A 12677-nucleotide genomic window follows, 5' to 3' on the forward strand; every position below is an offset into this window, starting at 1 on the left:
GTGACTTTCTACACCACGGTCTCGCCGCCGGTGCAGGGGGACGGGGTGGCCAGCATCTACTGGTACGTCGGGTACCCGAACTGCAACCCGACCGCTGCGGACCCGGCGAAGAAGCTGTTCCAGATCATCGGGGACGTCCAGATGCAGCCGGTCTACGAGGACGGCAGCTACGGTTCGTTGAGCAAGATCAACGGCTTCCAGGCCGATCGCTGAGCCCGGCATCCGGTGGAGTCGTGGGCCGGTTCCGGGAGTTCGCCGTCCGCGCGTGGTTCCCGGGGCCGGCCCGTGGTGTCACCTCGGCGGGGGCCCGGCGGCGGTGTCGCTCGGGCGGCCGGACCACGGGATCGTGGGGCGGCCGTCGGGGTCGGTAGCGCCGGGTGGCAGTGCCCCGGGGGATGTTGCCGCGGATCCCAGGTGCCCAGGTCGTCGAGGTGCCGCCGGGCCGGGGTGTCGAGGGTGGGGGCGGTGCGTTCCGGAGGTGAAGGAAGCGGAACATGACGCGGTCGTGCGGGGCGATCACCGCCGGGGGAGTGCCTCGGCCGGCGTGCAGCCGAGTTCGTGCGCGAGGACGTTGACGAGGTTCAACGGCAGATCCGACCGCTTTGGTCAGCCACTCGCCTATGCCCTCCCTCCTCGTAACCCTCACGACACCCGAGATCGAGACCGACCTCTACACGCCGACCGCAGTACGACCCAACGTGCCGGTCTCGACCGGCCTGGCTGCGCGAGTCGAGACGTCCTCCGGGATCCTTGTGCGACTGCTCCTGACCTGGTAGATGCCGGCCCCCTGGGCGGCTGCCGTGCTGGCCGGCGCGCAGCGCTCAGCGGCGGCGCCCGGCCCACAGTCTGAAAGCCACTCGCCTCGGAAGACGGCCAGATGTCGGCTTTGCCGTTCCAGAAAGGGACATCCGCCGCAGCAACCGCTACGCCGCCGGCGGCACGCTTTCCCGCAGGATCGTTGGCATCTCACATGGTCTGGCAACGACGCCTATTGAGTCAACATTGGTCCTGTCAGGCGCTGTCGCGGACGGTCGAACGGTGTCACGCGTCGAGTGCGGAAGCGAGTGGCGACAGCGCTACTTCGAGGTGAGCGCAGGGCGGCTCCGGCTCGGGGGTGCGGTGGGCCCGGCCGCCGCACCCCCGATCGCGTAACGCGCAGGTCAGCGGGTGCGTCCGCGGGGCTTGAGCGGGGTGCCGGGGAGCTCGGGGGCGGGGAGGCGGTCGCCCGGGTAGCCCTGGACGGCGCCGAAGCGGTCGGCGGCGGCCTGCCACTCGTCGCGGGCCTGGACGATGTCCTCGTGGGTGCGCCCGATGAAGTTCCACCACATGACGATCCGCTCCTCGAACGGCGTGCCGCCGAGCAGCACCAGGCGGGCGTCGGTCCCGCCGGTGTTGGTGAGGGTGAGCGTGCGGCTGCCGGGGGCGACGTAGCCGAGTTCGGCGGGGCGCAGCGGGGTGTCGAGGAGGCGGACCTCGCCGCTGTCGACGAGCAGGCCGTGTTCGAAGGCGGGGTCGACGTCGAGGGTGACGACGGCGTGCGGGCGCAGGGTCAGCTCGGCGCCGAGCAGCGGGGTGAAGGTGGGGACGGGGGAGGTGTCGCCGGCGAGGGTGCCGAGGAAGACCCGTGCCTCGCCGCCGTCCAGGGCGACCGGGGCGGGGGCGTGGTGGCGGAAGTCGCGCCCGGTGTGCCGGTGCTCCTCGGGCAGGGCGACCCACAGCTGCACGCCGTGCAGGACGGTGGTGGCCGGGGTGGAGACCTCGGAGTGGGCGATGCCGCGGCCGGAGGTCATCAGGTTGACCTCGCCGGGCCGGACGTAGGCGTGGACGCCGAGGCTGTCGCGGTGCTCGATCTCGCCGGTGAACAGCCAGCTCACGGTCTGCAGCCCGGTGTGGGGGTGCGGGGCGACGTCCATGCCGCCGGTGCCGGCGACGTCGTCGGGCCCGTAGTGGTCGACGAAGCACCAGGCGCCGATCATGGTGCGGGAGCGCTGCGGGAGGGTGCGGCGCACGGTCATCGCGCGCGGGCCGCCGAGCGGGACGTCCCGGGCGGGCAGGACCTCCACCCGCGGGTCGGCGGCGGGCGTTTCGACGAGGTCGGTCTCGGCGGTGCTCACGGGGGTCCCTCCCAGATGGTGATTAGTTCTATATTCAACTATCATGCCATGGCAGAGTGGCGGGCGACAGTGCGACCAGCCTAAGGATTCCAGGTGAGTGATGTGACGGTGGTTCCGACGGACCGGCGGGTGTTCATCGACAAGCAGAGCCCCCAGGCGTACAAGGCGCTGCTCGCCGCCGCCGAGGCGGCGCGCGAGGTCGCGGCCGAGGCCGGGCTGGACCGCCGGCTGATCGAGCTGGTCAACCTCCGGGTGTCGCAGATCAACGGCTGCGCCTACTGCCTGCACGTGCACACCAGGGCCGCGATCCGCGAGGGCGAGACCGCCCAGCGCCTCGGCGTGCTCGCGGCCTGGCGCGACACCGAGGTGTTCGCCGACCGGGAGCGGGCCGCGCTCGGGCTGGCCGAAGCGACCACCTCCCCGGCGGACGCGGCACTCCAGGAGGCCGCGTACGGTGTGGCGCGCGAGGTGCTGAGCGACGAGGAGATCTCCGCGGTGGTCTGGGTCTCGATCGCCATCAACTCCTTCAACCGGGTGTCCATCCTGAGCAAGCACCCGGTCCGCCCGGCCCCGGCCCGGTAGGCGCGACCGCAGGAGGGTCTCCGCCTTCCGGCGGAGGCCCTCCGTTGGCGGGTGTACGACCGGCTCCTTCCGGCGGGGGATGACCGACCGTCAGCGCTGCGGCGAGGCTGGGCGTCGAGGGCGAGGGAGTGCTCGCCGACGGCGAAGGTGGGGTCGCATGGCACGTCGTACGTTTGTCTCCGCGCTGGTGGGGGCGGTCTGTCTGGCACTGGCCGGGCCGCTGGTCCCGGCGGGTGCGGCCGAGGCCGCCGACGGACGGCCGGGCCCCGGCGACCCGCGGGCGGCGGCTCTGCGGGCGCTGACCGACGCCGGCGCCGTCGGGGCGATCGCGGAGGTCCGGGACGGGAACGGCGCCTGGCGCGGGGCGTCCGGCGTCTCCGACCTGGCCACCGGCGCACCGCTGCGCACGGACGGGCGGTTCCGGGTCGGCAGCGTCACCAAGGTGTTCATCGCCACCACGGTGCTGCAACTGGTCGGGGAGGGGCGGATCGGCCTGGACGACCCGGTCGAGCGGCACCTGCCCGGGCTGGTCCCGAACGGCGACCGCATCACCGTCCGTCAGCTGCTCAGCCACCGCTCCGGACTCTGGGACCCCACCAACGAGAAGGGCGGGGTCTTCCCCGACTGGGCCGACCCGGCGGTCGTCCGGAACTGGCTGGACCAGGGCGGCCTGACCCGGCACATCACCCCGGCCCGGGTGGTGGCCTCCTCGGCGGCGCACGCGCCCAAGTTCCCGCCGGGCACCGGGTACGGCTACTCCAACGTCAACTACACCCTGCTCGGCATGATCATCGAAAAGGTGACCGGGCGCGGCTACGCCCAGGAGGCCACCGCGCGCATCCTGCGCCCGCTCGGCCTGACCGGCACGTACTTCCCGGGTACGGCCACCGGCATCCGGGGCCCGCACGCGCACGGCTACTGGACGTTGTCCGAGGGCCCCGGCCCGGAGGACCGCAGCGACCGGGACGTGACGGTGGCGAGCGTCACCTGGGCGAACTCGGCAGGGGAGGTGATCTCCACCCTGAGTGACCTGAACCGCTTCGAGAAGGCCCTGCTGGGCGGCCGGCTGCTGCCGTCGGCGCTGCTGAAGGAGATGACCACGACGACCCCGATCGTGATCGAGGGCATGCCGACCGGGCTGGGCTACGGGCTCGGGCTGGCCGGCTGGCAGCTCTCCTGCGGTCCGGTCTACGGGCACGACGGCTCGGTGCCCGGGTACAGCACCCAGCTGTGGAGCTCGGGCGACCGGCAGGTGTCGCTGTCCGTCACTCCGCGCGGCGACCAGGCGCAGGCCGTCGCGCAGATGCAGGCGGAGGCCGGCTTCCTGGAGCAGGCCTTCTGCGGGACGGGCACCGGGACGGGGACGGGGGCGGGGACGGGGAAGGCGGCAGGCCCGGCGGCGCAGGGCCCGACGGTGCAGGGGCCGGCCGCCATGGCGCCGAGGCTGGGCTGACCGCCTGCCGCGGCGCGGTTCCACCGCTCCGGCTCGTCCGCGCGGGTCCTCGACCGTGCGGGCGGGCCGGAGCGGTGCCGTTTCCGCCGTCGGGAGGCCCACGGCCCGGGGCCGGGCGTCCGTCGCCCGGCGCTCGTCGTCCGGTACTCGTCGACCGGGGCTCCCGCGCTTCAGGCCGCGCTGCGCCGCTCGGCCAGGTAGTCGTGGACGGGTACGGCGGGGGCGAGGGTGAGGTCGGTGAGGATGTGGCTGGCCGAGACGACCTCCAGGACCGGCAGGTCCGCCAGTGGCGCCATGACGTGCGCGGAGAGCTGCAGCCGGGCGGGGCCGGTCCAGGCCTCCTTGACGGTGACGTCGGTGATCCGGGTGCGGACCAGGTCGCAGACCCGCAGGCCGCCGGTGTAGTCGGGGACGATCTTCACCCCGTACGTGGGCACGGTGATCTGCTCGCGCGCCTCGGCCGGGTCCAACGGCTGCCACTTGTAGGCCATGGTCGCGGTGGCGACCCGCTGGTTGCCGTGGTCGAGGGTGCCGACCAGGGCGCCGGCCTCGGTGAAGAGGCGGGGGCTGCCCATCACCTTGGGGTAGGCGCTCAGCTCCCGGCCCGCGGCGGTGGCGGCGAAGTTGTCGAGGTACATGGCGTGCAGGTACTCGCCCTCCTCGTCCCCGTAGCGGACCGGGACGACCTGCCCGGCCTCGACGTACGGGCCGAAGCCGTCGACCTCGCCCATCTTCATGACCTCGAAGCGGACCAGCGGCTCGTCGATCTCCAGTGGTTCGGGGACGACCGTGCGCAGCGCCTCCGGGTCGGTCCGGTAGACGACGTTCAGGTACTCCCGGTCGGTGAAGCGGGTGACGCGGGGCGGGTAGACGGGGGCGGTGAGCGGGGTGGTGGCGTGACGGACGACCTGGTCGGGGCGCATCGGGGGCTCCTTCTCGGTGGTGGGTTGCTCGGTCTCCTCAAACGGATACCATGTGTATCGGATACACCATGCATCCGATGGGAGTGGCTGCGCAAGCGGGCGGAAGCCCCGCGCGCCACCACCCCTCGGAACGCAGCACGACCAAGGAAGTGATCTCGATGCCGTTCACCGTTCCCAACCCCGCCGGGCGCCCCGTCGCCGTCGTCGGAGCCGGCACCCTCGGGCGCCGCATCGCCCTGATGTTCGCCACCGGTGGCGGGGAGGTCCGGATCTACGACCCCTCGGCCGAGCAGCTCGCGGCCGCCCGCGGCTACGTCGAGGAGCACCTGCCCGCTGTCGCCGCCGAGGTCGACGGGGGAGTACCCGGTAGCGTCGCCGTCGGCGGTGACCTCGCCGAGGCGCTGCGCGGCGCCTGGCTGGTGATCGAGGCGGTGCCCGAGCGCCCGGAGCTCAAGGAGCGGGTCTTCGCCGACCTCGACCGTACCGCCGACCCGGACGCGATCCTCGGCAGCAACTCCTCGTCCTACCCGACCAGCCGCTTCGTCGACTGCGTGCGGGAGCCGGAGCGCCTGGTCAACGTCCACTTCTACATGCCGCCCACCCAGAACGCGGTGGACGTGATGTCCAGCGGCCGCACCGACCGGGCCGTCATCGACCTGCTGCTGGCCGAACTCCCGCGCCACGGACTGTTCCCGTTCGAGGCGCGCAAGGAGAGCACCGGCTTCATCTTCAACCGCATCTGGGCGGCCATCAAGCGCGAGTCCCTCGCGGTGGTCGCCGAGGGCGTCGCCACCGCCGAGGAGGTGGACGCCATGTGGTCCGTCAACACCGGCCTGCGCGGCGGCCCGTTCCGCGCGATGGACCAGGTCGGCCTGGACGTCGTCCTCGACATCGAGGAGCACTACGCCGCCGAGCGTCCCGGCCTTCCCACCGGCCCGCGCGAACTGCTGGAGGAGTACGTCGGGGACGGCCGGCTCGGCGTCAAGGCCGGGCGCGGCTTCTACGACTACGGCACGGGAGGCGGCGCCGCGGCCGCCTGACACGGCGCCGGCCGGCCCGGGTGCCCGCCGACGGGCAGGTGACCGCCCGTCGGCGGGTGCGCGGGGAAAACCGGTGGCACCGGCCTCCGTCGGCCGTGAGAATGCACCGGTGATCCCCTCGCCGCTGTCCCCTGCCCAGGATCCCCGTGCCTGGTCCGTCGCCCCGGACTATCCGGGGATGCAGGACCTGGTCGCCGGTCTGGAGGTGCCCGCCGGAGCCGCGATGGGCGTCATGGGCGCGCTGGAGACCTCCAGGGAGCTCATCCGGCACTCCTACTACCGGTACGAGTTCGCCACCGTCGCCGTCACCCACGCGCTGTTCGCCCTGGAACAGGTCCTCGTCGAACGACTGGCCGTCGAGGAGCCGCTCCGGGAGCTGATCGGACGGGCCGCCGCCGAAGGGCTCCTCGGGCCCGGGTTCGTCACCGAGATCGAGGAAAGCCTGCGACTGCGCGACAAGCTCGCGCGGGGCGCCGTGACGACCGGCGCCGTGCCCCCGGAGCGGGCCGTCCAGCTGGTGCGCCCGGTCTTCGACGCCGTGTCCGCGCTCCTCCGCCCGCCCGTGGCGGCGGACGCGACCGGCGGGGCCACGGACGAGGAGTCGGCCCGGGCGCGGCTCGACCGGCTGTGGGAGGAGCACCGGCGGGCGCCGTTCCCCAGGAGCTTCCTCGGGGTGGACATCGCGGGGGTGTGCCTGATCCTCCTGGAGGACGCCGTCGCCTCCGCCGTGCTCCGGGAACAGGGCGGCGGATTCGACCACCGCAGCATCTCCGACCTCTGGCACCGCATCGCCGACCTCGACAAGGTCGTGCCCCTGATCGACGAGCAGTACTGCCGCGAGTACTTCGCCAGGCTCCGGACGGTGGCCGGGCTGGTGGCCGCGTCCCAACTCCCGCCCGCGACCTGACCCGCGTCCCGAGGTCGCGGCCCGGCACAGCGACCCGCCCGTAGACTGGGCCGGGGCCGCCCGGCGGCACCGACGAGCGAAGAACGAGAGCCGAGGACCGCAGTCCGTGCCCAAGTCACCCACGAAGCGGCGCCCGCTGACCGTCGCCGCCCTGAACGACAGCGCCCTCGCCCTGTTCACCGAACACGGCTTCCACGCCACCTCGATCCGCGACATCGTCGCCCGAGCCGGGCTGACGCGAGGCGCGTTCTACTCCAACTATCCGGACAAGGAACAGCTGTTCCTCGCCCTCTACGACCAGCAGATCGACAAGCTGCTCGCCGACCTGCGGTCCGCCTTCGTCGGCACCGTGCCGGGCCGGGACCTCCCGTCCCGGCTGCTGCGCGAACTGGCCCAACGGCGGCAGGAGGACGAGGGCTGGTTCCTGCTCTCCATGGAGTTCACCCTGCACGCGGCCCGCCACCCGGAGGTCGCCCGCGGCCTCGCCGAGCACGAGGCCCGGCTGATCGACGGGCTGGTGGGGCTGATCGAGGAGGCCACGGAGCCCACCTCGCGGGTCCGTCCGCGCGACCTCGCCCGGCTGCTGGTCATCCTGCACGAGGGCGCCACCGCGATGCGGCTGACCGAGGAGGCCCGCGGCGAGCTCGCCGAGTTCCCGGAGGAGCTCCTCCACCAGGTCGTGGACGGGCTGTTCCACGCCGGCGCCCGCTGAGCGGACCGCGTCCGGGACGCCGGAGTTCCGCTCGGCGGCCCGACTGCGTACGGTGATGCCACGCATCATCCGCATCGGAAAGGGGCACGCGTGGCGGCGGGGACGAAAGACGGCGCGGGGACGGTGCTGACCACCGAGGCCGCCCGGGCCGTCCTGGCCAAGGGCTTCGCCGACGGCCTGACCGAGATCCGCGCCGTGCTGGCCCCGGACAACACCCGGTCGGCGGCCGTCTGCCGGCGCCTGGGGATGACGGGCACCGGGCCGACCGACCGGTGGTACGGCCGACAGCTCGCGGATTTCCGCATCGGCCCGGACCGGGCGGCGCAGGCATGACGGACATGGTGGGTACGACGGAAGCGGTGGGTGCTACGGACATGGTGGGTACGACGGACATGGTGGGTGCGACGGACATGGCGGGTGCGACGGACATGCTGGGGCCGGCCGATGTGACGCTCAACCTCTGGCGTCGGCCGCTCGACGAGGTACCGGCCGAGGTGTGGGACCGCACCGAGCTGACCGTGCTCATCCTCGCCGATACCGGCATCAGTGAACTCCCGTCCGGTATCGGTCGGTTGAGTTCTCTGCGGACCCTCGACCTCGGGCACAACCGGCTCACCGCGCTGCCCGCCGAGCTCTGCGACCTCACCGGCCTCCGGGACTTCCTCTACCTGCACGACAACGCGCTGACCGCCCTGCCCGAGGCGCTCGGACGGCTCACCTCGCTGCGCTACCTCAACGTCGGCGAGAACCAACTCAACGAACTCCCTTCCACTATTGGCGACTTGGCCTCGCTGATCGAGCTGCGCGCGCAGCACAACCGGCTCACCGCTCTGCCGGAGGCGATCGGCGAACTCGGCGAACTGCGCGAACTCTGGCTGCGCGGGAACGAGTTGACCGATCTGCCGGATTCGGTCGGTCGGCTCGCCGGGCTGCGCGAGCTGGAGCTCCGGGAGAACGCCCTCACCGAACTGCCCGCCGCGCTCGCCGGGCTCCCGCAGCTGCGCCGCCTCGACCTGCGCGGCAACCGGATCACCGAACTGCCCGACTGGCTGACCGATCCGGGCGCGCTGCCCGCGCTGGAGAAGCTGGACCTGCGGTGGAACGAGGTGCGGCCGCCGGGCCGGCTGCTGGCGGCGCTGGCCGCGCGCGGGTGCGTGACGCTCTTCTGAACCGCCGGGCTCCGGCCCGGGAGAAAAGATCACCGCCGACAGTGCGGAGCTGCTACCGTGGAACGCATGAAGCGCGCTGCACTCGCCACGACGACGCCGGAGAGAGTCCCGGCGCGCTGACTGCTGACCCAGTTCGAAGCCCCGGGGCGAGTGCCCCGGGGCTTCGCCGTTCCCGGACCCACTCGCCCGCCCACCCGAGTGGAGACCACCGCCATGAACGGCCGCCCCCCGCACGACCACGACCTGCACGACCACGACCTGCACGACCGCCCGATGCGCGACCACCGCAAGCTCGGCCGCGAACTCGACCTGTTCGACACCGACCCGCTGATGGGCTCCGGCCTGCCGTACTGGCTCCCCGACGGCGCCGCGATCCGGCACTCCCTGGAGGAGTTCATCCGCGGCCGCGAGCGCCGGGCCGGCTACCGCCACGTCTACTCCCCGGTGCTCGGCAAACGCGAGCTGTACGAGATCTCCGGCCACTGGGCGCACTACCGCGAGGACATGTTCCCGCCCATGGAACTGGGCGCCGAGGAGATGGTGCTGCGCCCCAGCCTCTGTCCGCACCACGCGCTGATCTACCGCTCACGCTCCCACAGCTACCGGGAACTGCCGCTGCGCATGGCGGAGTTGGGCGGCATGTACCGCTCCGAGCTGTCCGGGGTGCTGGGCGGGCTGACCAGGGTCCGGGCGATCCAGCTGAACGACGCCCACATCTTCTGCACCCCGGAGCAGGCGGCCGACGAGGCCGTCGCCGCACTGGAGCTGATCCGCGAGGCGCACCGGGCACTGGGCGTCGTCCCGGTCCGCTACCGGCTCTCGCTGCCCGGCGCGGGCGGCAAGTACGTGGCGGACCCGGCGCTCTGGGAGCGCGCCGTCGCACTGCTCACCGAGGTGCTGGAGCGCTCCGGGGTGCCGTTCGAGGCGGCGGAGGGCGAGGCGGCGTTCTACGGGCCCAAGATCGACGTGCAGATCGCCGACGGCGCCGGCCGTGAGTTCACCCTCTCCACCGTGCAGATCGACTTCCACCAGCCGGAGCGGTTCAACCTGCACTACATCGGCGCGGACGGCGCCAAGCACCGCCCGGTGATGGTGCACCGCAGCGTGATCGGCAGCGTCGAGCGGGTGGTCGCCCACCTGATCGAGCTGTACGGCGGCGCGTTCCCGGCCTGGCTCGCGCCCGTCCAGGTGATGCTGTTGCCCGTCTCCGAGGCCGAACTGCCGCAGGCCGAACGGTTCCGGCAGCGCTGCCTGGACCTCGGCCTGCGCGCCGAGGTCGCCGGGCCCGAGCACGGAACCCTGGGCGCCCGGATCCGCGAGGCCCGGCTGGTGCCGTACCAGGCGGTGATCGGGGCGAAGGAGGCCGTGGACGACCGGGTCGCGCTGCGGCTGCGGGACGGCCGACGGCTGGAGCCGCTGCCGGCCGAGGAGGCGTGGGCGCGGATCGGCGCGCTGGTGGCGGCGTGCGACGCGGAACTGTGGGCGGAGGACGCCTCCCGGCGGCCGTAGGGCCCGGCCCCGGACGCCCGCCCGCGGGGCCTCGGTGGGGCCGTCCGTGGCATACGTACGACTAGTGCGGTGTGCGGTGTGTCGGTCGGGCCGAGGGCGGCGGCCGCCCGTCGAATGGGCCGGGCGGCCGAGTCCGCGGCCGCCGCTGTCCCCACCCGTACGGAGGTACTCCCGATGCGCGTCCCACACGGCTTCGCCGTTCCCGCTCTGGCCGGCTGTCTCGCCCTCGCCGGAGCGGTGGCCGCCACCCCGGCAGGCTCGGCCGAGCTCCGCCCGCTGCCCAGCCCCGCCGTCCAGTACTGTGCCGCGGTGCTCGGGCACGTCCCGGGCGCCGACGCCGCCTCGCAGGCTCTCGGGCGGGCCTGCTCCTCGGACTTCCGGGCCGATCAACTCGCGCAGGCCGGAGGAGGATTCGAGGCCTACGGGCCGGCGGGCCACCCGTCGCTGCCGATGGAGTAGGCCCGGTCGGGGCGGTCCGCCGGCCGACCGCGCCGCACGAGGCGCAAGCCCCGTGCGGCGGGGGCCGGTCAGTAGGACTGGAGCTCGATCACCTGGCCGTCCGGGTCGCGCAGATGGGCGCTGCACAGGGTGGGGCCCCACTCCGGGCGGTCGGTCGGCGGGGTGACGGGGGTGCCGCCGTGGCGCAGGCAGAGGCCGAGTGCGCCGTCCACGTCGTCCACCCGGAGGACCAGCATCGCGGTGTCCTGCGAGGGTGCGGCGGGGTGGGCGGGGAGCTCGGCGACGCCGAGGGCCGCGGCCATCGCGGATCGGTCGAAGAGGGCCAGGCAGGTGCGGTCGGCGAGGTCCCAGTTGGCGTACGGGCCCTCGGGCGCGCCCTTGGCCAGGGGTGGAGAGAGCGGCTGCGCGGGGGTGGTGCGGGGGCGGTTCCGGCGGTTCCCGAATTGATGGGTGGCACCCACTATAGGGAGAGACCCTAGACTGCCGCCATGGCCTCCGAGAACCCGCACCCCGCCTCCGAACTCCCCCCGACCCTGCTGGACCTCAGCACCTACCTGCTCTCCCGGATCGGCAAGGCGGCGCGCGGCCGGCTCGCCGAGCGGCTGGCCGAACGTGGCCTGCGGCTCTGGGACATGGCGGTGCTGGCCGCACTCGCCGACTTCGGCCCGCAGGCCCAGCGGGACCTGGTGCGGCGGCTGGCCATCGACCCGAGCGACCTGGCCAAGGTCGCCGACCGGCTCGCCGCCGCCGGGTACGTCGAACGCGCCAGGGACCAGGCCGACCGGCGGAGGGTCTCGGTCTCGGTCACCGATGCCGGACGGGCGCTGCTCGCCGACCTGGAGGCGCAGGCGCGGGCGGTGCAGGACGCCGTGCTCGCGCCGCTGGACGCGGGGGAGCGGCAGGTGCTGCAGGAACTGCTGCTGCGGGTGCACCACGGGACGGGGGAGTGGCGCGGCGGCCTGTGACCGTGGGGCGGGTGTGGGGTCGGCCGCGTGGGGTCGGTCGCGTCGGGCCGGTCGCGTCGGGCCGGTCGCGTCGGGGCGTCCGCTTCAGGCCGTTCGTGTCAGGCCGAGGGTTGCCCCGGGCGGCGGGCGCCGGCGAACTCGCCCGCCCAGCGCGGCACGTCGAGCACGTTCTCGACCCGGGCGACCAGGGTGCCCGTCCGCTCGGCGTGGATCATCGCGCCCTCGCCGACGTGGATCCCGACGTGGTGCAGGGGGGCGTCGGGGCGGGAGAAGAACAGCAGGTCGCCCGGGGCGAGCGCGTCGCGTTCCACCGGGGCACCGAGGTTGAACTGCGCGACGGTGTAGTGCCCGAGCTCGACGGTGCCGTGGCTGGCCCGGTACCAGCAGTAGAGCGAGAGGCCGCTGCAGTCGAAGCCGACCGTCCTCTCGCCCATGCACACGCCGTTCAGCCAGCCGTTCTCCTCGTCGCAGAAACCGAGGCTCGCGCCCAGCCGGTCGCCGCCGCCCCAGGCGTACGGCACGCCGAGCTGGCTCGCGGCCACGTCGGCGACCCGGCGGCCCAGCGCGGCCGCGGGCAGCGACCGGGCCGTCCCGGGCGGGGCGTCGGACGCGGCCTGGGCGGCCGGGCCGAGCGCCGGGACGAGACCCGCCCCGAGCGCGAGGCCGAGCATGCGGCGCCGACGGACGCCGGAGGTCTGGTCACGGTCGGACGGTTGGGGCTCCATGGCGGTGCCTCCCGGTGCTGGAGGTGGCTGGGCGCCCGGGGCGTGGTGCCCGGGCAGGCACCCACCAGGATTCCGCTGCGGCGGGCCGGTCCGCCATCACCCGCAACGGTGAATCGCCG

General features: G+C 73.6%; 15 protein-coding genes. 11 read left to right on the forward strand and 4 right to left on the reverse strand.

Annotation, left to right across the window (positions count from 1 at the left end; genetic code table 11):
* A partial coding sequence (locus tag ACFWJ4_RS05885) for a hypothetical protein (protein WP_380539641.1) occupies nt 1-213 on the forward strand: 213 nt, incomplete at its 5' end.
* A 947-nt stretch (nt 214-1160) separates the two neighbouring features.
* Here ACFWJ4_RS05885 and ACFWJ4_RS05890 read toward each other — a convergent pair.
* Nucleotides 1161-2114: a pirin family protein gene (locus tag ACFWJ4_RS05890; RefSeq protein WP_380539644.1), complete on the reverse strand. Its 954-nt coding sequence runs from the start codon at nt 2112-2114 to the stop codon at nt 1161-1163.
* Nucleotides 2115-2207: 93 nt separating this feature from the next.
* Between ACFWJ4_RS05890 and ACFWJ4_RS05895 the strand changes: the two genes are divergently transcribed.
* A complete protein-coding gene (locus ACFWJ4_RS05895) occupies nt 2208-2696 on the forward strand; it encodes a carboxymuconolactone decarboxylase family protein (RefSeq protein WP_359901367.1) in 489 nt (162 codons plus the stop codon).
* Nucleotides 2697-2853: 157 nt separating this feature from the next.
* Nucleotides 2854-4149 (forward strand): serine hydrolase domain-containing protein, encoded by a 1296-nt coding sequence (locus tag ACFWJ4_RS05900; RefSeq protein WP_380539647.1) that lies wholly within the window; start codon nt 2854-2856, stop codon nt 4147-4149.
* A 170-nt stretch (nt 4150-4319) separates the two neighbouring features.
* On the opposite strand, the gene ACFWJ4_RS05905 is transcribed toward ACFWJ4_RS05900, so the two are convergent.
* Nucleotides 4320-5072, reverse strand: coding sequence for an acetoacetate decarboxylase (locus ACFWJ4_RS05905; protein ID WP_380350990.1), 753 nt, complete (start codon nt 5070-5072; stop codon nt 4320-4322).
* A 158-nt stretch (nt 5073-5230) separates the two neighbouring features.
* On the opposite strand from ACFWJ4_RS05905, the gene ACFWJ4_RS05910 reads away from it, so the two are divergent.
* The 7 genes from ACFWJ4_RS05910 (at nt 5231) to ACFWJ4_RS05940 (ending at nt 10868) form a co-directional block, all read left to right on the forward strand.
* Complete coding sequence (locus tag ACFWJ4_RS05910; RefSeq protein ID WP_380539650.1) at nt 5231-6112, forward strand: 3-hydroxyacyl-CoA dehydrogenase family protein; 882 nt, start codon at nt 5231-5233, stop codon at nt 6110-6112.
* Nucleotides 6113-6290: 178 nt separating this feature from the next.
* Complete coding sequence (locus tag ACFWJ4_RS05915) at nt 6291-7019, forward strand: hypothetical protein (protein ID WP_380539653.1); 729 nt, start codon at nt 6291-6293, stop codon at nt 7017-7019.
* Nucleotides 7020-7125: 106 nt separating this feature from the next.
* On the forward strand, nt 7126-7731 hold the full coding sequence (locus ACFWJ4_RS05920; protein ID WP_380539655.1) for a TetR/AcrR family transcriptional regulator: 606 nt from the start codon (nt 7126-7128) through the stop codon (nt 7729-7731).
* A 90-nt stretch (nt 7732-7821) separates the two neighbouring features.
* Nucleotides 7822-8064 carry a GNAT family N-acetyltransferase gene (locus ACFWJ4_RS05925; RefSeq protein WP_380539658.1) on the forward strand — a complete coding sequence of 81 codons (243 nt, stop codon included), beginning with the start codon at nt 7822-7824 and terminating at the stop codon, nt 8062-8064.
* Between the two features lie 77 nt (nt 8065-8141).
* Nucleotides 8142-8900, forward strand: coding sequence for a leucine-rich repeat domain-containing protein (locus ACFWJ4_RS05930; RefSeq protein ID WP_380539846.1), 759 nt, complete (start codon nt 8142-8144; stop codon nt 8898-8900).
* 213 nt (nt 8901-9113) lie between these two features.
* Entirely contained in the window at nt 9114-10409 is a 1296-nt protein-coding gene (thrS, locus tag ACFWJ4_RS05935; RefSeq protein ID WP_380539661.1) for a threonine--tRNA ligase, read from the forward strand.
* A 174-nt stretch (nt 10410-10583) separates the two neighbouring features.
* Entirely contained in the window at nt 10584-10868 is a 285-nt protein-coding gene (locus tag ACFWJ4_RS05940) for a hypothetical protein (protein ID WP_359901390.1), read from the forward strand.
* Nucleotides 10869-10936: 68 nt separating this feature from the next.
* On the opposite strand, the gene ACFWJ4_RS05945 is transcribed toward ACFWJ4_RS05940, so the two are convergent.
* On the reverse strand, nt 10937-11329 hold the full coding sequence (locus ACFWJ4_RS05945; protein WP_380539664.1) for a VOC family protein: 393 nt from the start codon (nt 11327-11329) through the stop codon (nt 10937-10939).
* Nucleotides 11330-11356: 27 nt separating this feature from the next.
* Between ACFWJ4_RS05945 and ACFWJ4_RS05950 the strand changes: the two genes are divergently transcribed.
* Entirely contained in the window at nt 11357-11833 is a 477-nt protein-coding gene (locus ACFWJ4_RS05950) for a MarR family winged helix-turn-helix transcriptional regulator (RefSeq protein ID WP_380539667.1), read from the forward strand.
* A gap of 98 nt (nt 11834-11931) precedes the next feature.
* Here ACFWJ4_RS05950 and ACFWJ4_RS05955 read toward each other — a convergent pair whose 3' ends face one another.
* Nucleotides 11932-12558 carry a C40 family peptidase gene (locus ACFWJ4_RS05955; protein ID WP_380539670.1) on the reverse strand — a complete coding sequence of 209 codons (627 nt, stop codon included), beginning with the start codon at nt 12556-12558 and terminating at the stop codon, nt 11932-11934.
* Nucleotides 12559-12677 lie beyond the last annotated feature (119 nt).

Source organism: Kitasatospora sp. NPDC127067 (assembly GCF_042724755.1).
Lineage (GTDB): Bacteria > Actinomycetota > Actinomycetes > Streptomycetales > Streptomycetaceae > Kitasatospora > Kitasatospora lactacystinica.

Bases quoted from the DNA above. Each gene is read 5' to 3' on its own strand.
- ACFWJ4_RS05900 (WP_380539647.1), top strand. From the start codon at position 2,854: ATGGCACGTCGTACGTTTGTCTCCGCGCTGGTGGGGGCGGTCTGTCTG.
- ACFWJ4_RS05905 (WP_380350990.1), bottom strand. From the start codon at position 5,072: ATGCGCCCCGACCAGGTCGTCCGTCACGCCACCACCCCGCTCACCGCC.
- ACFWJ4_RS05910 (WP_380539650.1), top strand. From the start codon at position 5,231: ATGCCGTTCACCGTTCCCAACCCCGCCGGGCGCCCCGTCGCCGTCGTC.
- ACFWJ4_RS05915 (WP_380539653.1), top strand. From the start codon at position 6,291: ATGCAGGACCTGGTCGCCGGTCTGGAGGTGCCCGCCGGAGCCGCGATG.
- ACFWJ4_RS05930 (WP_380539846.1), top strand. From the start codon at position 8,142: ATGGCGGGTGCGACGGACATGCTGGGGCCGGCCGATGTGACGCTCAAC.
- thrS (WP_380539661.1), top strand. From the start codon at position 9,114: ATGAACGGCCGCCCCCCGCACGACCACGACCTGCACGACCACGACCTG.
- ACFWJ4_RS05940 (WP_359901390.1), top strand. From the start codon at position 10,584: ATGCGCGTCCCACACGGCTTCGCCGTTCCCGCTCTGGCCGGCTGTCTC.
- ACFWJ4_RS05950 (WP_380539667.1), top strand. From the start codon at position 11,357: ATGGCCTCCGAGAACCCGCACCCCGCCTCCGAACTCCCCCCGACCCTG.
- ACFWJ4_RS05955 (WP_380539670.1), bottom strand. From the start codon at position 12,558: ATGGAGCCCCAACCGTCCGACCGTGACCAGACCTCCGGCGTCCGTCGG.